This window comes from Roseomonas aeriglobus (assembly GCA_016937575.1).
GTDB classification, from domain to species: domain Bacteria; phylum Pseudomonadota; class Alphaproteobacteria; order Sphingomonadales; family Sphingomonadaceae; genus Sphingomonas; species Sphingomonas aerigloba.
This window is the reverse complement of record JAFHKN010000002.1, coordinates 1,226,735-1,244,110: the sequence shown is the minus strand read 5'-3', so window position 1 is coordinate 1,244,110 and position 17,376 is coordinate 1,226,735. Positions and strand designations below refer to the sequence as shown.

The following is a 17,376-nucleotide window of genomic DNA, read 5'->3' as shown; positions in this document are numbered from 1 at the left end:
CACAGCCAGAATTTACCCCCGCCTTCGCGGGGGTGACGGGGATAGAGAGTTCAATCACGCCCATACCACTCGTCCCGCCGCATCAGCTGGTCATATTCCGCATAAGGCGCGAATTCGGGCACCAGCTTGGCGGTGAACGGCTCGACGCCGGTCAGCCACTTTCCCGCCGCTTCGGCGAAGCTGCGTTCGGCCAGCGGCACGAACTCTTCGGTCACGATCCGCCCGTACTTGCCTGCTGCGTCGACCGGCGTCGCGACATAGCCAAAGCCGTCCTTGCCCTTGCCCAGCGACCAATATTCGAACGCCTGCGCCGCCCCCCGCACACCCTCGAACCCACCGCGCTCGGCTATCAGCCCGAGTAGTCCGAGCTGGAGGCTGAACCCCGCACGCACCGCCGCGGTCGAGGGCGGTTTTCCCGTCTTGTAATCGATGATCCCGATCCCGCCGCCGGCCAACCGGTCGATCCGGTCGAAGATGCCGTAGAGCGTGACACCCGCGAGCGGAATCTCGCCCTTCTTCTCCACTGCCAATACGTCCCGGCCCTCGTCCCGCATCGCCGTCATCTGCGCGCCGATCCAGTCGATCGCTTCCATCAGCCGCGGCTGCCACAATGCCCGCAGCATCGGATGCGCGTCGGCCAGCCACCCTTGCGCCCGCGCCCGCAGGCGCACGGCGTCCAGGCCGTCTTCCTCCCACGCCTGGCGAAGGATCGCGTGCACTTCGGTCCCGCGCCACGCGGCGCTGGGATCGGCATCGACCGCATCAAGCGGACGCAGCTTCAGGATCTGCTTGGCGTAGAAGGCATAGGGGTCGGCCTTCAGCCGATCGACGTCGGTCACCGCGATGCGGGTCGGCCGGCGGTCGAGCGGCGGCGACGGCTGCGGCCGATCAGCGGGGCGATGCGCGTGCGGGTGATCGAGCCCCCGCGCCCAGTCGAGCAGATGGTCGGCGCGTGCCCAGCCCTCGCCCGCCAACGCCTGCAGCCGCAGCCAGAAGCGCGAGGCGATCGTCGGCGAGCGTGCATCACGCCGCGCGCGGGTCAGCAACACTTCGGGCGCACCGAGCCCGCCCGCCAGATCATGCGCCGCCAGACCGATCCGCCAGTCGAGCCCCGGCAGGCCGAGCTCCGCCCGGATGCGCGGCGCGAGCCACGGGTCGGGCGACGGCAGGCCCGGCCAGACGCCCTCGTTGAGGCCAGCGAGCACCATCAAATCGGCCGACTGCAATTGCGCCTCGACCAGGCCATAGATCGCGAGGCGCGGATGGCTGCCGCGCACCGGCCGGATCGCAACCTCGTCCATCAGCGTCCGTAGCAGCGCGGGCAGCGTGCCTGGTGTGACGGTCGTCGGCCCGGATTGCGCGCGCTCTTCCAGTTCCGCCAGCAATTCCGCCGCCGCGCGCCCGTCGACGCGCGACCAGAGCGTGTCGCCGCACAGTCGCGTCGCTGCCTCCCGCAGACACGCCAGCGCATCGCCAAGTGTCGGGCTATCCGCCAGCACCCGCCCGACCGGCGCCAATCGCCCGCAGATCGTCGGCCAGCGTTCGGCGGCGATGCCGCCGGCTTCGGCGAAATGCTGCGTCAGCCCGTCCAACCCCGCTGGCGGCCGAGGGCCGCGAAGCGCCATGTCGAGCGCCCGCACGCCTTCCAGCCACACCGGCCGCTCGTCACCTGCCGCGATCAGCGGATGTTTTAGCAGCGCCAACAACGGCAGCGGCGCGAAATCGCCGGTCGCAGCCTCGGCCAGCGCCAGCAGCAGCGCGCCCGGCGGCGTCTGCGACAGCGGCCGCCCGGCGGAGTCGTCGATCGCCACACCCCAGCGCGCCAGGTGGGCGACGACGCGCCCGGCCAGCGCTCGATCGGGCGTCACCAGCGCGCCGGTCCGCCCGGGCGTCTCCAAAACCTCGCGCAGCGCCAGCGCGATCGCCTGCGCTTCCTCGGCGGGCGTGGCGGCTTCCAGAGCGCGGACACCGCTCAGGTTGCGCTGGCCGGGCTTCAGCGCCGACCATTCGTGCGTGAACTCGGCCGGCGACAGCGCCGTCGCGATCATCCGCCCGCGTGCCGGCGGCGCATCGACCTCCGACCCCGCACGCCACGTCCGCACTTCGCCGCGCGCGACACCCATGCGGCGCAGCAAGATCTTCAGGTGATATTGAGGGTGCGTTTCCTCGCCGCGCGGCTGGCGACCTGTTACCTCGTCGCGCTCGAACGGGCCGAGCGCGTCCCATTCCTCGTCGCCCATCGCCAGGTCGACACCCGGCAGCACGACCGATCCATTGGGCAGTTCGCTGATGGTCCGCAGCAATCGAGCGACGGCCGGGGCGACCGAAGTCACACCCGCCGCGCAGACGAAGCCCTCGGGCGGGCGAGCGCGCCAGGCCGCAGCGGTTCGATCGAGCAGCCGGCTACGACGCTCCGCCAGCTCGATGCGGCCATGCCCTGCCAGTTCCGCCGGCCAGCGGTCGAGCACCAGCGTGAAGCTCGACAGCGCCCGTGCCCAATGTTCGGACAGCCCCTCGGCCAGCGCAATGTCGCGCAGGCCGGCCGGCGACACTTCTTCGATCAGCAGCTGGTCGAGCGTCCGCCCGAGATCGCCCGCGAGCCGTACCGCCTCCGCGGCGTCGAGCGCGGGATCGGCTTCCTGCACCAATCGCGCCAGGATCAGCCGGCGCTGCAACGGCTCGACTGCAGCCGGCACGGGCTCCGCGGCATCCAGGTCGAACAGCGCGCCGACCGCTTCTTCCAGATCGACGTCTCCGACCGCGACGATCCGCGGCAGCAGCAACGCCCCGCCGCTCGCCCGCACGAACGCGTCGTTGATCGCCCGGCGCGCGCGGTTGGTCGGCACTATGACGACGCCGCGCGCCAGCCCCATACCGGCGTCCGAATAGCGCGCGATCAGCCCGGCGGCGAGCGCGTCGGCGAACGCCCGGTGCCGGGGGATGGTGTAGAGCCCCGGCCGACGCCGATCAGCCATCGGCAAGGATCGCCTCCGCCGCAGGGATCGCGGGCGGCGAGCCGACGTCGAACCATAGCCCCTGATGGACCAGCCCCCACGCCCGACCGGCCTCGATCGCGCGCTCCCAGAACAGCATCGTCGAGAACGGCCCCTCCGGCGCATCGACCAGGACGCGCGGGTGGAGGATCTGAACGCCGGTGTAGACGAACGGCGCCAGCTTGCCCGCCTCGCGACGGCCGATGATCCGCCCGAACGGGTCGAGGTGGAAGTCGCCCTTGCCGCGATGGCTGTGCGCGCGCGCCAGCGGCACCATCAACAGCAGCGCGTCCATCCGCGCATCGTCCCACGCCGCTGCGAGTGCGCGGATCGCATCGGTCGGGCCGTCGATCCACAGGTTGTCGCTGTTGATGCACAGGAACGGCGCATCCCCCAGCATGTCGCGCGCCTGGATCAGGCCGCCGCCCGTCTCCATCAGCTGCTTGCGCTCGTCGGACACGACGACGTCGATATCCTTCACCCGCGCGCGCAGATGCGCCTCCAGCGCGTCAGCCATGTAATGGACGTTGACGACCGCGCGCGGCACGCCGGCCGACCGCAGCCGGTCGAAGACATGGTCGATCAGCGGCTTGCCGGCGACCTCGACCAGGGGTTTGGGACGCGTCGCGGTCAATGGACGCATCCGCTTGCCGAGGCCCGCGGCCATCACCATCGCGGTCTGCGGCACCTGCGCGCCGGGATCGGGGCGGATCGCGAGCGTACGGGTCATCGCTGAGCGATCACCATCGGGTCGCCGCGCAGCTCGAGCGGCAGATTGGCATCGAACCACGCCTTCACCGGGGCGAGCGCGGGATGCTCCAGATCGCGGTTCAGATATTCCCACACCCGCGGGCACAGTCCCGGATAGCGCGGCTTGCCGTCGCGCTGCCACAGACGGGTGAAGATGCCGACGATCTTCGCGTTCCGCTGCGCCCCGAGGACGTGGTAGGCGGTCGAGAACGCCTCGCCCGCACCCGTGATGCGCAGATACCGGTCCAGCATCGCTGCCTCCAGATCAGGATGCACATCGCGCCGCGCATCCTGAAGCAGCGAGACGAGGTCGTAAGCCGGATGACCAGCCAGCGCGTCCTGGAAATCGAGCAGGCCAAGCCCCCGCTCGATCAGCATCAGGTTCTCGGCGTGATAGTCGCGCAGCACGGTCACCGGCGTGTCGGCGATCGCCGTCGCGAACACGGCGTCCCACGCCGCGCGATAGCCGTCGACATCGACGTCTGCGGCGACCGCCGGGCAATACCACTCCGTCAGCAGCGCGGCTTCGCGGTGCAGCTGGCCGGCGTCGTACGGCGGGATATCGGCGGCGGGTACGTCGCGCAGGCGGATGAGGACGTCGACCGCTTCCTCGTACAGCCGCAGCTCGCTTTCCGGCGCGGCGTCGACCGTCTCGCGGAAGCGCGCGTCGCCGAAGTCCTCGAGCAGCACCAGCCCGTGGGTCAGATCGCTGCCCAGGATCTGCGGCGCGCCGAAGCCGTGTCCGCCCAACCACTCGGCGATTGCGATGAAGGGGCGCGGGTCCTCGTGCGGCGGCGGCGCGTCCATCAAAATGGCCGAGCGTTCATGCCCGACCGCACGGAAATAGCGGCGGAACGACGCGTCGCCGGCCAGCGGCACGACGTCGGCATCCTCCCACCCCAAAGACTTCAAGAATTCGGCCGCCATCGCGGGCGGGTTCATATCCGGGACCATCGATCCTCCCAGCCCGGCGGCACCGCGGCTGTCAAGACACGCCCGCCGTCGTCCGCGACCGACAGCGTCAAATGCAGGGCGTCCGGCCAGGCGTCCGGCCCGGCATGCTCGGCCCATTCGACCAGCAGCAGCGACGTCCAGCGCGCGTCGTCGAGGCCCAGTTCGTCGAGGTCGGCCGGATCGTCGATGCGATAGAGATCGACGTGCAGCACCGGCAGCCGCACTTCGGGCGGGTCATAGGGCTGGACGATCGCGAAGCTCGGCGATGGCGCCTCGCCCGGCAGCCCAAGCGCGGACAGCAGCCCGCGGGCAATGCTGGTCTTGCCGGCGCCGAGTGGGCCCGACAGCGTGATGACGTCGCCGACCTGCACCAAGGGCGCGAGGCGGCGGCCGAATGTGTCGGTAGACTCGGCGTCGGGGAGCAGCACCTAAAATCCTCCCCGGCACGGGGAGGGGGACCGGCGAAGCCGGTGGAGGGGGCGTGCGGCAGGCGGTGCACTCGCGGCGCCCCCCCTCCACCACGCACTTTGTGCGCGGTCCCCCTCCCCGTGCCGAGGAGGATGTGAAGACACGGTCACCGCGGCAACTCGATTGTCACCAGCGTACCCTGCCCGGGCTCGCTGACCAGCGCGATCGTGCCCCCGTGCGCCTCGACGAACCGCTTGGCGAGCGGCAGCCCCAGCCCCAGCGCCCGCTCCCCGTCCCGCGCGATGCCATGATGGGCGAACCGGTCGAACGCCTTCGCTGCCTGCTCCTTGCTCATGCCGGGGCCATCGTCCGACACGACGATCCGCGCCCTGCCGTCCGTCCCATCGATATGCAGCAGCACCCGCCCCTCGACCCGCGTTCCCGCGATCGCATGGCGCAACAGATGCTCGACCGACTGGCGCAGCCGCACCGGATCGCCCGTCACGCGGCCCGCCGACCCGAGCACGTCGACCGCCAGCGCGATCCGCTTGGCCTGCGCCTCGGCGGCGATGCTCTCGACCGCCTCGCGCGCCAGCAGTTCCAGGTCGACCTGCCCCCGCTTGCCGGCCGCATCCTCCTGCGTCAGGTCGAGCACATCGTCGACCAGCGCGGACAGGCGATCGACCGATTGCAGGATGGCCTCGGCGTAACCGGTCCCCGCCTCGGTCATCGCACCCGCATAGCCGCCGTGCAGCATCTCGGCGAAGCCCTTGATCGAGGTGAGCGGCGTGCGAAGCTCATAGCTCATGTTGGCGACGAACTGCGTCTTCACCCGGTCCGCCGCCTCCAGCGCCTCGTTACGGTCGGTCAAGGCCCGCTCGACCCGGCGGCTGGCGGTGACGTCGAGCATCGTGAACAGCGCATTGCCATCGGGCAGCGGCACAGCGGCAAATTCGAATTGTCGTCCATCGGCAAAGGCGAAGCGCCCGGCGCGATTCAATCGATCGACCGTCGCCGACCGGACGAGGTCGCCGATGACCTCGGCACTGCGCGGATTCTCCAACTTGGGCGCGGCTGCCTTGGCCAGCGCATCGACCCGCGGATGGCTGGCGAGCAATTCCTCCTCGAACCCCCAGAGCGATCGAAACTTCTGATTCCAGATCTGCAACCGCCCGTCCGCGGCGAACACGCCCAGCGCTTCGTAGAGGTTGTCGAATGTCGCGGTCCGCACGCGCAGCAGCGTGTCGCGCGCACTCGCCAGCTGGACCTGCTCGGTGCGATCCTCGAACACCACGACCAGCCCGCCATCGGGCAACGGTTGCGGCACGACGCGCAGGTGGGTCCCGCTCGGCAGGTGCCAATTTTCCTCCTGCCCCGCCTCGGGCGACAGGAACCAGCCGCGGCGCTCGGTCTTCCACGCCGGAAAGTCGCGGACCTCGGGCAGGCGCTTCGCCTCGCGCATGCGCTCGAGCACGCGGTCGAACTCCGGGCGATCGCGCAGCCACTCCTCGCGCAGGCCGAAAATCCGACGAAACGGCTGGTTGCAGAAGATGAGGCTGCGATCGGGCGCGAACTGCGCGACGCCTGCGGACAGACGGTCGAGCATCGCCCGCTGCGCCTCGCCGAAACGCTTCATGCCGCCGCGCGCCTGTTCGAGCTCGTCGACGTCGACCGCGAAGCCCGCGACGCCGCCGGTTGCCAGCGGCACGTCATGGACGCGCAGCATCCGGCGCGCCCCGCCGATCGTCGCCGGCACCGCGGCCATCTGCGGCCTGCCGGTGTCGCGCGCGATGGCCGCGTTGGCGAGCGGGCCGCCCATGCCCGACCCTTCGACCAGTTCCAGTCCGCGATCGATCGCAGTCCGCGCGTCGGGGGCCTCGACCGCCTCGACATAGGCGGAATTGACCATCGCCAGCGCCAGGTCGCGGTCGCGATACCACATGGGCATCGGCGCGGCCTCGATCAGGCCCGCCAGCGCCTCGAACGCCTCGTGCAGGTCCTGCGCCTCGGCAGCGAGACGACCGATCTCCTCCTCGCTCTCGGTCTGGTCGGAGAACCACAGGACGACGCCGCCCGGCGCCAATGCTGCCTCGGGCGCGCGCACGCCGACGACCGACAACCGCCGCGACGCGCCCCGCGCGACGACGCTCATGCGGAACGGCTTGCCGGCCCGCTGCGCCGCCAGCACGGCGGCCGATAGCGCATCCAGATCATCCTGGGGCAGGCCTTCGCTCGTCGAGCCGAGATCGGTCAGATAGCGCGGCGCGCTCGTCAGCCCCAGCCAGTCGGCCACGCGTTGCGGCAGCTCGACACGCCCGTCGCCGCGCACGATCGCCGCCTGCGCGGGGCCGGTACCGAGCAGCGCGTTGCTGCGGCTGCTCTCGTCGGTCAGCAACCGCGCTTCGACCCGCGCCGACAGGCCGGTGTAGAGCGCCCACGCCGCGCCGGCGATCAACAGCGCGAGGACAGCCCCCGCCAATACCGCCGTGGTGGTCGTCATCGCGATCATCGCACGGCTCTTAAGCACGAAAGACCGCCCCGCCAATGGCGCGATTGCGGATGTTACACTGTCTCTGTTAGGCTTGGGTCAAAGGCGCAGAGGGAGATTGCAGTTGACCGGAAAGTTTCACGGCGCGGGGCTCGCCGCCCTTGCCGCCACGCTGGTGCTGTCCGCCCCCGCCGCCGCGCAAGCGCTCCGCCAGACCAAGGGCAATTTCGAAGACAAGTTCCGCCAGCTGGAGGGCGAGGACTGGCCGACCCCGACCGACTATCGCAACGCCAGCGGGGCGCCGGGCTATCGCTATTGGCAGCAGAAAGTTGACTACGACATCACCGCTCGTCTGGACGAAGCCAAGCGCACGGTGTCCGGTCGCCAGACTATCAAATATCGCAACAACTCGCCCGACGCGCTGCCCTATCTTTGGCTGCTGCTCGACCAGAATGATTACAAGCGCTCGTCGATCGCGGCGATGACCGAGACGACCGGTGGCGACAGCATCACGCTCGGCGAAATCCGCCGCGTGAAGCGAATGCAGGAATGGGAGGGCGGCTTCACCATCGCTGCGGTCCGCGATGCGGCCGGCAACCCGCTCAAATTCTCGTTCACCGATACGCTGATGCGGATCGAGCTACCCCAGGCGGTCGCGGCCAATGGCGGCGAAGTGACCTTCACCATCGACTGGTCGTTCCCGATGGTCGAAAACAAGGTCGTCGGCGGGCGCTCCGGCTATGAATGCTTCACGGCACAGGGCGAGGACGGAAACTGCATCTTCGAAGGCGCGCAGTGGTTCCCGCGGCTGGCGGTCTATTCGGACTATGAAGGCTGGCACAACAAGGCGTTCCTAGGCAACGGCGAGTTCACCCTGGAATTCGGCGACTATCGCGTCGATCTGACCGTGCCGTCCGACCATGTCGTCTCGGCCACCGGCGTGCTGCAGAATCCGGACACGATCCTGAGCCCCGCTCAGCGCCAGCGCCTGGAGCAGGCGAAGACCGCCACTGCCCCCGTCTATGTCGTTACGCCCGAGGAAGCCGAAGCCGCCGAGCGCGGCAAGGCAGCAGGTGAAAAGACGTGGCGCTTCGCCGCGCAGAACGTCCGCGACTTCGGCTGGGCCTCCAGCCGCAAGTTCGCCTGGGACGCGATGGGCGTGAAACAGGACAGCGCAGAACAGCCGCTCGTCATGGCGATGTCCTTCTTCCCCAAGGAAGCGCGCCCGCTGTGGGACGCCTATTCGACCAAGTCGATCGCCCACACGATCGACGTCTATTCGCGCTTCTCCTTCCCCTATCCTTATCCGGTCGCGCAGTCGGTCAACGGGCCGGTCGGGGGGATGGAATATCCGATGATTTCCTTCAACGGCCCACGACCGGTGAAGGACAAGAAAACCGGTGCACTCACCTATACCGAGCGCGCGAAATACGGGCTGATCGGGGTCGTCATCCACGAAGTCGGACACAATTTCTTCCCGATGATCGTCAATTCGGACGAGCGCCAGTGGACGTGGATGGACGAGGGGCTGAACAGCTTCCTGCAGTTCCAGGCCGAAAAGCTGTGGGACAAGGACTTCCCCTCCCGCCGCGGCGAACCGCGCGGAATTGCCGAGTACATGCTCTCGCAGAACCAGGTCCCGCTGATGACCCAGTCGGATTCGGTGCTGCAGTTCGGCGCGAACGGCTATTGGAAACCAGCGGTGGCGCTGGTCATCCTGCGCGAGACGATCCTGGGGCGTGAGCTGTTCGACCGCGCCTTCCGCGAATATGCCAACCGCTGGCGCTTCAAGCATCCGACACCGTACGACTTCTTCCGGACGATGGAGGAAAGCTCAGGCGTCGATCTCGACTGGTTCTGGCGCGGGTGGTTCTACACGACCGACCATGTCGACATCTCGCTCGATTCAGTCGTACGGGCGCGGATCGACGGGGGTGACCCGGTGGCCGAAAGCGCCGAGCGCCGCCGTATCCGCCAAAGTGAGCCCAAGTCGCTGACCGCCTCGCGCAACACCGAGCGAACGGTCGTCGAGCGCGATCCGGCGACCCGCGACTTCTACAACGAAACCGACGAGTTCACCGTGACGCCGAAGCAGCGCCGGCAGGCGGCGGAAGCGGCCGCGGACCTGACGCCGGAAGAGCGCGCGGCGCGTGCGACGACGGACAATTTCTATCGCTTCACCTTCTCCAACCGCGGCGGGCTGGTGATGCCGGTCATCCTGAAGGTCGATTACGCGGACGGCACGACCGAAACGAAGCGTATCCCCGCCGAAATCTGGCGCCACGACAGCCGCCGCGTGACGTGGCAGCTGGTGACGCCGAAGACCGTCACCCGCGCCGAGCTCGATCCGCTGTGGGAAACGGCCGACGCCGACCGGTCGAACAACATCTTCGACGGGCGGATCGAGACGAAGACGCTGAGCATCGACGAGCCGACCAGCATCCCGAACCGGATGAAGGATTCGGACGTGAAGGTGTTGCCGGGGTCGCTCCGCACATTGCCGAATGCGGGGAACTGAAATGCGTCGCTGGCTTCTCGCCCTCGCCCTTCTCGCCGCCCCCGCGGCTGCGCACCGCGGTCACGATGCGTTGACCGTCGTGACTTTGGGCGCGGCGAATACGGTTACCGTGTCGCACCGGTTCGAGGCGCACGACATCGAACCTGCGCTGTCCTCGATCGCGCCGAACGCGCAGGCGAGCCTGGACGACCCCGACGCCGTGCGGGCGCTGGTTGCGTATCTCGGGCGGCGCTTCGTGCTGAGCGATGCGAAGGGCGCGGTCGCGTTGACGCCGGGTAAGGTCGACATCGACGCGCAGGAAGTCCGCGTGGCCTTCACTGGCAAAGTTCAACCGGGGACCAAAGCGCTGACGGTGCGATCGTCGGTGCTGCGCGACGTCTATCCGCGCCAGACCAACCAGGTCGAGGTTCGCCGCGGCCGGACGGTACGAACGCTGGTGGTCAGCGACGGGGCGGCGCACCGGGTGACGCTGCCGTAATTTCTCGCCTCCCCTTCAGGGGAGGGGCCTATCCACGAGCGTACCGGGTGCGGCACCGCCCTACCCCAACTTAGTTGCAGGTAAACGATGCCCCGCATCGTTTAGGTCAGGGGGCCTGACCGACCTGCAACTCCTGAAGGGGAGCGGCTTAGATTCAGCCACAAACGAAACAGGGCGGGAAAGCCATCGCTCCCCCGCCCCGCACTGTTTCGGTCGGATCGCCAGCTTAGTAGCGATAATGATCCGGCTTGAACGGGCCTTCCACCGGCACGCCGATGTAGCCGGCCTGCTTCGGGGTCAGCTTCGACAGCTTCACGCCCAGCTTTTCCAGGTGCAGCGCTGCGACCTTTTCGTCGAGGTGCTTCGGCAGGACGTAGACCTTGTTCTCGTACTTCTCGCCCGCCGTCCACAGCTCGATCTGCGCGAGCGTCTGGTTGGTGAACGACGACGACATGACGAACGACGGGTGACCGGTCGCGCAGCCCAGGTTCACCAGGCGCCCCTTGGCGAGCACGATGATCTGCTTGCCGTCCGGGAACTTCACCAGGTCGGTGCCCGGCTTCACTTCGGTCCACTCGTAGTTCGACAGCGCGGCGATCTGGATCTCGCTGTCGAAGTGGCCGATGTTGCAGACGATCGACATCGGCTTCATCTTCGCCATGTGCTCGGCGGTGATGACGTCGGCGTTGCCGGTCGCGGTGCAGAAGATGTCGGCACGCTCGACGGCTTCGTCCATCGTCACGACCTCGAAGCCTTCCATCGCCGCCTGCAGTGCGCAGATCGGGTCGATTTCGGTCACGAGCACGCGAGCGCCACCGTTGCGCAGGCTCTGGGCCGAGCCCTTGCCGACGTCACCGAAGCCGGCGACGCAGGCGACCTTACCGGCCAGCATGACGTCGGTGGCGCGACGGATCGCGTCGACTAGCGATTCCTTGCAGCCGTAGAGGTTGTCGAACTTCGACTTGGTGACCGAATCGTTCACGTTGATCGCGGGGAACGGCAGCTCGCCCTTCTTCGCGATCTCGTACAGGCGGTGCACGCCGGTCGTCGTCTCTTCCGACACGCCCTTCAGGTTCTTCACCGTCTCGGTCAGGTAACCCGGGTACTTGGCGATGAACGCCTTCAGCGCGCGCTGGAATTCGACTTCCTCGTCGTTCTCCGGCTCGCCCATCGTCTGGCCGGCTTCGAGCTTGGCGCCCCACAGCGCGAACATCGTCGCGTCGCCGCCGTCGTCCAGGATGATGTTGGCGGTGGTGCCATCGCCGTCCGCACCCCAGTTGAAGATGTCGCCGACGTAGTCCCAATACTCGGCCAGGCTCTCGCCCTTGACCGCGAACACCGGCACGCCCGTCGCGGCGATGGCGGCGGCGGCATGGTCTTGCGTCGAATAGATGTTGCAGGTCGCCCAACGGACCTGCGCGCCGAGCGCGGTCAGCGTCTCGATCAGCACCGCGGTCTGGATCGTCATGTGCAGCGAGCCAGTGATGCGCGCGCCCTTCAGCGGCTGCGAGCTCCCAAATTCCTCGCGCAGCGCCATCAGGCCCGGCATTTCGGTTTCGGCGATCTCGATTTCGCGACGGCCGAATTCGGCGAGGCTGATGTCGGCAATGACGTAATCGTTCGCGCGGGTCGCGGGGGCGGTGGCCACTTGGATGTCTCCGAAACTGGATTGATGCGGGCGCCGTTAGCCGGAAAGGCGCGCAAAGGCAAATATAAAGGATTCTTTATATGCCACCGGAGAGCCGAAGGGCGCCAGCGCAAGCGACGCGATGCGCTGCTCCGGCGGCCGGCCGGCGGCTCCGTAGCGCCGCCCGACGAAAGGGCACGGAATTTACTTCCGTGCCCGACTCCGCCGATCCTCCACGCGATACGACAACGTCGCCTGCCCGTTCGCGGGGACCGCTGCCATCCAGGTCCAGACCCCATCGACCTTTGCGACGTTGGCCGAGAAGCCCCCGATCGCCGTATCCCCCGCCCCGCCGACGCGAACCTCGACCGTGACCGGCGCCGGATTGGCGTTCGTCACCGTCAGCGCCCCCGCGCCACCGACGAAGGCCTGCGCCAGCATGACCTGCGAACTTACGCCAGCGCTCAGCCGAACCTTGCCACCCACCGCAGTATCGTCGAGCCGTCCCAGCCCGAGCAGCACCCGCTCACCATCGCGATCGCCGTACAGCGCGGTACTTCCAGCCGGCAGCGGCACGCCGAGGCCGCCCGCCGCATCATTCCTCATCCGCAGCTCGATCGCCATCGGCCAGCTTCCGGTCGCGCCCGACAACACCTGCCCGGCGTAGACGCGTTCGAAGCGGACGCCGTCCCGCCTCAACAGCGCCACCTGCTTCTGCTGGTTCGCCGCGACCTCCACCCGCTCTGGCACACGATAGAGTTTCAGGTCGCCGAGATCCTCCGGCGGTGGTGGCGCTGCGGGCGCTGGCGGCGGGGGTGGTGGCGGCGGCGGTGGCCCATCGGCAAAGGCACGCATCATCCGGCTGCCGGTGACGACAATGTCTTCGGCCGCCTCGCGTCCATACTCAGGCAGATCGGACGTCGTCGTGCCCAGCGGATAGCATTGGAGAAAAAGGGACGGCGTCGGATAGCGATATTGCCGGAAGAACCGCCGCTCCAGCCGTCCGGCGACGGCGTTGACCGTCGCCGCCGGAAAACGCTGCGCGTTGGCATTGGCCAGCGTCATCCATGCGAACAGGTCGAGCCGCGATCCATCGGGCTTCAGCGTGGCGACATAGCTCGCCCCCCAATCGAAATCGGTCGCAAGATAGGACAGCGTCACCTTCGCCGTCACCGCCCGCGGACTGCGCGTCGTAACGCTGAGCACGGGATCGGTCGACAGGCCGCCGGGCACGCGGTCGTAGACCAGCGTCTCGGGCAGCCCGCTACACTTCAGCGTCTCGATCCCACTCGCCGTCCGCAGCACGACGCCCGGCTGCGGCCCCCCGACGATGGTCGCCTCTTCCTCGCGCATCGCGCCGGTCGCGCGGTTGGTCCGGCGCAGCGTCACGCGACGGCCCAGCGTCCCGTCGATCAGCGCGGCGGGCGAGAGCAACCGCGCGTCGCGATTCTTCTCGACCGTGCCCCCGGGCAGGCCGTCGATCACCGCGCTGACCGGGATCATCCCGTCGGCCACGCCTTCGAACCGCACCGTCGACTCGCCCGCGGGCAAGCTCACCGTGCGCGTTTCGGAAATCAGCGCAAAGCCGTTCGGGTTACGCCGGTCGATCGTGCCGTCACGTCCACGATAGGGATCGCGATAGACCGTCACCGCGATGTCGGTCGGGGCAGATGCCTTCACGGTCGGCGGTTCAGCTGCGACGTGCGCCGCACCGAACAGCAGGGCGGCCAGCCAGAACATCAGTAGCGGGTTTCGAACGTCGCCGTAACCACGGTCGTGCCGTTCGCCGGCACCGCCACCGACCAGATCGTCGCATCGGCATCGCGGCGCACGCTCTTCTGGCTTTCCTGGGTTATCCGCGTGTCGGCGAAGCCCCAGTCGAGCCCGCCCTGCACCACATCGACCGTCACGGGCCGCGGCCGCGCGTTGGTCACCGTATAGCGCATCCGCGTGCGCCAGCGATCCGAGCCGAGCTGCGTCCGCTCCTCGACCACCGGCTGCACCTTCACATCGAAGGCGTCGCCGGTGCGCAGCGCAATCCGCGAGCCCTGCGGTGTATGACCGATGGCATTCTCGCCCGTGAATTGCGCCTGGCCCCGCGCATCGCGGACATAGACCCGCACCGTCCCCGCCGGCAACGCGTCGCCCAAGCCCCCGCCGCGCGAATTGGCGAAGCGCAGCATCGAGCCCGCACTCACCGGCTCGCGCGTCGAGTTCAGCCAGCCGTTGACGAACTCATAGCCCGACGTCGCCGCCGCCCCCTTTACGTCCAGGAAGCTGACCTGCTTGGTCTGCTTGTCGGCGATGGTCGTCCGCTCGGCGAGCGGATAGAGGTAGAAGTCGCCCAGTTGCTCGCGCGCGGCCGTCTCGGTCCCCGCCTGACGCAGCGGCCGCTGCCGCACCGTGCGCGGGCGGGAATTCTGCATGTCCGTAGCCGAGGCAACGTCGCCCGCCACCAGCAAGGTCCGGGCGGACTGAAAGGTCGTGCCGGTCGTGTTCCGCAGCGTCACCCAGCCCTGGACGTCGATCGTTCCCGCCTTGTCATCGAACAGTGCGACATAATCGGCCTGCCAGCCGAGGCCGCGGGTGAGATAGGACAAGGTCGCTGGCCGGACGCCCGCTCGCTCGCTCGCCAGCGTCACCGACAGCGTCGGCCGCGCGCGCAGGTTGGGCGGAATCTTGTCGAACACGACACGCACCGGCAGGCCGTCGTCGCGCAACACCTCGATCCGGTCGCCGATCTGCAGCACGACGCCGCCGTTCACCGCCAGCACCTTCGCCCGCTCACGCGTCTCCGCCCCGGTCGCCGGGTTGGTACGGACCAGTGTCAGCGTCTCGCCGACCGCGGCTTCCATCAGGCTGGTGGGACTCAGCAGATCATAGTCGAAATTCTGCTCGACGACGCCTGCGTCGGGTGCGCTCAGCGACACTGTCTCGGGCCGGATCTGCGCGCTGACATCGGGAAAGGCCTGGCGCGTGCGGCCCGTGGGCAGGTCGATGCGGCGGATGTCCTGCACCAGCGCCACGTCGTTGTTGTAGATGGTGACCGACAGATCGCCCTGCGCGGTCGCGGGCGATGCCGCGGCGGGAACGTCCTCCTGCGCCGCAACCGGACCAGCCAGCATCAACAGGCCACTGGCCAGGATCGCTTTCGACATCGACAAGACTCCGCGCAATACGATGCCGTGGAGCATGACGCAGCGGACCGCGCCCGGCAATGGCTTGTCAGGCCGTGCCCGTCGTTGCGGCGAGCATACGCGGGTCGATGCCCTCGCGCGCGAAACCGGCCGTCCAGCGGTCGCCGGCCGGCGTATCGAACAACAGCGTGTCGTCGCCGGCGACGTTGAACCAACCGTGGCGCCGCATCTCCTCGTCCAGCTGCCCTTCGTCCCACCCGGCATAGCCGAGCGCCGGCAGCCATCGCCGCGGCCCCGTGCCATCGGCGATCGCGCGCAGGACGTCGATCGTGCCCGACATCGACCAGCGCCCCGCGACATCGACCGTATCCGCGCCGCTCCAGTCGCGCGAGTGCAGCACGAAGCCACGCCGCGTCTCGCACGGGCCGCCCAGATGGACCGGCACGTCGGGCGTGTCGCCCGGCGCGATATCGAGTTGCTTCAACATGTCGTGAAAGCTGAGCCCGTCGACGATGGTGCCGATGCCGATGCCCAGCGCCCCGCTCTCGTCATGGGTGCACATGGCGATGACCGCGCGTTCGAATCGCGGGTCGCCGATGCCGGGCATCGCAAGCAGGAACTGGCCGGTCAGGAAGGTAGCGGTCTGCATCAGTGTCTGAACATAGGGTCTGTCCTGCGGAGATAGAAGCATCGTGATTGCCCCGTTGTGTTTGTCCGGCAAGGAGCGTGTCGCGGCAGGTAGCGGCGCTACCTGCAAGGCTCGCGGCCGGGCCCCCGCAAAGTAATATTTTGCGGGGAACCCCGACGCAGCCGGCGGGCGCGACAGGGCAACCGCGAAGCGGCGGACCGATCTTGCCCCAGGGCGGGGCCACCCCACAAAGTATCACTTCGTGGGGACCCCGGCGGCGTCGCTCGTCGGTCACGATGCATCAGCATCGCTCCACTCCTCACATCTTGCCCCGAACCAAAATCGGCTCCGTCACGACGCTTCTATCTCCACAGGACAGTCGCCAGCCCGCCGCTGGCGGTGCCGCCACCGCTTGAAAAATTTTGCGCGTCGTCCACAGGTGCGCCCGACCGACAATGGCCGGACGACGGTGCCGGCAGGACAGGAGATCACGACATGACGATCAAGGTTGGCGACCGTATTCCCAGCGTGACCTTCGCCAAGGCGACCGAGAACGGGCCGGAAGGCGTGACGTCCGACGAGTTCTTTGCCGGGCGCAAGGTCGCGCTGTTCTCGGTACCCGGTGCCTTCACCCCGACCTGTTCGGCCAAGCACCTGCCGGGTTTCATCGAAAAGGCCGACGCGCTGAAGGCGAAGGGGATCGACGAAATCGCCTGCACCGCAGTCAATGACGCGTTCGTGCTGGGTGCGTGGAACGCCTCGAACCAGGCCGGCGACACCGTGACGATGCTTGCGGACGGAAACGCCGATTTCGTCAAGGCCACCGGCCTGGAGATGGACGGGTCTAAGTTCGGCATGGGCACCCGCGGCCAGCGTTTCTCGATGATCGTCAACGACGGCGTGGTCGAGCAGCTGCATGTGGAGGCACCGGGCGAGTTCAAGGTGAGCTCGGCCGAGCATCTGCTGGACACTATGTAATGCCGTCGCTCGTGGGTTGCGCAGGCCATCCACGAGGGGCGTCTCGCCCCCTCCTTCGGGAACCGAGCGCCAGCCATGGGGTTGATCCCTCCGCGTAACGAAATGGAGTATCTCATGGCCACGACCACGACCGAAAACGCCAGCAAGAGCTCGGTGACGACGACCGAGGGCCGTCAGGCGTTGTTCGCCAACGCGAAGGACGCGGTGACCGACGCGGTGCAGACTGCCGTCGACGCCGTGAAGGCGAATCCGAAAACGGCCGCCGCGATCGCCGCCGGGGCGACTGCCGCCGTTGCCGGTGCGGCTTATGGCGCGACTAAGCTGTCGGCGTCGAAGTCGTCGAACGATACGGCGACGAAGAAGCCAGCGCCGGCCAAGCGGACCCCGGCCAAGTCGTCGGCCGCCAAAAACTGATCC

General features: G+C 68.2%; 13 protein-coding genes. 4 read left to right on the top strand and 9 right to left on the bottom strand.

Translation table 11 applies throughout. From position 1 onward, the window contains the following. Positions 1-50 precede the first annotated feature (50 nt). From JW805_06435 to JW805_06415, 5 genes are all read right to left on the bottom strand, one after another. A complete protein-coding gene (locus tag JW805_06435) occupies positions 51-2,975 on the bottom strand; it encodes a PD-(D/E)XK nuclease family protein (protein ID MBN2971652.1) in 2,925 nt (974 codons plus the stop codon). Further along, on the bottom strand, positions 2,968-3,723 hold the full coding sequence (locus tag JW805_06430; protein MBN2971651.1) for a nucleotidyltransferase family protein: 756 nt from the start codon (positions 3,721-3,723) through the stop codon (positions 2,968-2,970). The genes JW805_06435 and JW805_06430 overlap by 8 nt, the downstream gene beginning before the upstream one ends. After that, positions 3,720-4,697 (bottom strand): phosphotransferase, encoded by a 978-nt coding sequence (locus tag JW805_06425; protein MBN2971650.1) that lies wholly within the window; start codon positions 4,695-4,697, stop codon positions 3,720-3,722. Before JW805_06425 ends, JW805_06430 begins: the two co-directional genes overlap by 4 nt. Further along, complete coding sequence (tsaE, locus tag JW805_06420) at positions 4,682-5,125, bottom strand: tRNA (adenosine(37)-N6)-threonylcarbamoyltransferase complex ATPase subunit type 1 TsaE (protein ID MBN2971649.1); 444 nt, start codon at positions 5,123-5,125, stop codon at positions 4,682-4,684. Before tsaE ends, JW805_06425 begins: the two co-directional genes overlap by 16 nt. A 146-nt stretch (positions 5,126-5,271) precedes the next feature. Then, positions 5,272-7,614 carry a PAS-domain containing protein gene (locus JW805_06415; GenBank protein ID MBN2971648.1) on the bottom strand — a complete coding sequence of 781 codons (2,343 nt, stop codon included), beginning with the start codon at positions 7,612-7,614 and terminating at the stop codon, positions 5,272-5,274. Positions 7,615-7,717: 103 nt separating this feature from the next. Here JW805_06415 and JW805_06410 point away from each other — a divergent pair, with 103 nt between their 5' ends. Together JW805_06410 and JW805_06405 are read left to right on the top strand one after the other, a co-directional pair. Next, entirely contained in the window at positions 7,718-10,111 is a 2,394-nt protein-coding gene (locus JW805_06410) for a M1 family metallopeptidase (protein MBN2971647.1), read from the top strand. A 1-nt stretch (position 10,112) separates the two neighbouring features. Next, positions 10,113-10,589, top strand: coding sequence for a hypothetical protein (locus JW805_06405; GenBank protein ID MBN2971646.1), 477 nt, complete (start codon positions 10,113-10,115; stop codon positions 10,587-10,589). Between the two features lie 226 nt (positions 10,590-10,815). Here JW805_06405 and JW805_06400 read toward each other — a convergent pair whose 3' ends face one another. From JW805_06400 to JW805_06385, 4 genes are all read right to left on the bottom strand, one after another. Continuing rightward, entirely contained in the window at positions 10,816-12,237 is a 1,422-nt protein-coding gene (locus JW805_06400; protein ID MBN2971645.1) for an adenosylhomocysteinase, read from the bottom strand. A 183-nt stretch (positions 12,238-12,420) separates the two neighbouring features. Beyond that, entirely contained in the window at positions 12,421-13,956 is a 1,536-nt protein-coding gene (locus JW805_06395) for a hypothetical protein (protein MBN2971644.1), read from the bottom strand. Further along, positions 13,956-15,374, bottom strand: a complete 1,419-nt coding sequence (locus JW805_06390) for a DUF4139 domain-containing protein (protein MBN2971643.1) — start codon at positions 15,372-15,374, stop codon at positions 13,956-13,958. The genes JW805_06395 and JW805_06390 overlap by 1 nt, the downstream gene beginning before the upstream one ends. Positions 15,375-15,441: 67 nt before the next feature. Continuing rightward, the gene (locus tag JW805_06385; protein ID MBN2971642.1) at positions 15,442-16,002 is read right to left on the bottom strand and encodes a YqgE/AlgH family protein; all 561 of its coding nucleotides are present in this window, start codon (positions 16,000-16,002) and stop codon (positions 15,442-15,444) included. 474 nt (positions 16,003-16,476) lie between these two features. Between JW805_06385 and JW805_06380 the strand changes: the two genes are divergently transcribed. Together JW805_06380 and JW805_06375 are read left to right on the top strand one after the other, a co-directional pair. Continuing rightward, positions 16,477-16,959 (top strand): peroxiredoxin, encoded by a 483-nt coding sequence (locus JW805_06380; GenBank protein MBN2971641.1) that lies wholly within the window; start codon positions 16,477-16,479, stop codon positions 16,957-16,959. Between the two features lie 114 nt (positions 16,960-17,073). Beyond that, positions 17,074-17,373 (top strand): hypothetical protein, encoded by a 300-nt coding sequence (locus JW805_06375; protein ID MBN2971640.1) that lies wholly within the window; start codon positions 17,074-17,076, stop codon positions 17,371-17,373. Positions 17,374-17,376 lie beyond the last annotated feature (3 nt).

What these genes read in the sequence shown, in the direction of transcription:
- JW805_06435 (MBN2971652.1), bottom strand. Translation starts at nt 2,975, where the DNA reads ATGGCTGATCGGCGTCGGCCGGGGCTCTACACCATCCCCCGGCACCGG.
- JW805_06430 (MBN2971651.1), bottom strand. Translation starts at nt 3,723, where the DNA reads ATGACCCGTACGCTCGCGATCCGCCCCGATCCCGGCGCGCAGGTGCCG.
- JW805_06425 (MBN2971650.1), bottom strand. Translation starts at nt 4,697, where the DNA reads ATGGTCCCGGATATGAACCCGCCCGCGATGGCGGCCGAATTCTTGAAG.
- JW805_06415 (MBN2971648.1), bottom strand. Translation starts at nt 7,614, where the DNA reads ATGATCGCGATGACGACCACCACGGCGGTATTGGCGGGGGCTGTCCTC.
- JW805_06405 (MBN2971646.1), top strand. Translation starts at nt 10,113, where the DNA reads ATGCGTCGCTGGCTTCTCGCCCTCGCCCTTCTCGCCGCCCCCGCGGCT.
- JW805_06395 (MBN2971644.1), bottom strand. Translation starts at nt 13,956, where the DNA reads ATGTTCTGGCTGGCCGCCCTGCTGTTCGGTGCGGCGCACGTCGCAGCT.
- JW805_06390 (MBN2971643.1), bottom strand. Translation starts at nt 15,374, where the DNA reads ATGTCGAAAGCGATCCTGGCCAGTGGCCTGTTGATGCTGGCTGGTCCG.
- JW805_06385 (MBN2971642.1), bottom strand. Translation starts at nt 16,002, where the DNA reads ATGCAGACCGCTACCTTCCTGACCGGCCAGTTCCTGCTTGCGATGCCC.
- JW805_06380 (MBN2971641.1), top strand. Translation starts at nt 16,477, where the DNA reads ATGACGATCAAGGTTGGCGACCGTATTCCCAGCGTGACCTTCGCCAAG.
- JW805_06375 (MBN2971640.1), top strand. Translation starts at nt 17,074, where the DNA reads ATGGCCACGACCACGACCGAAAACGCCAGCAAGAGCTCGGTGACGACG.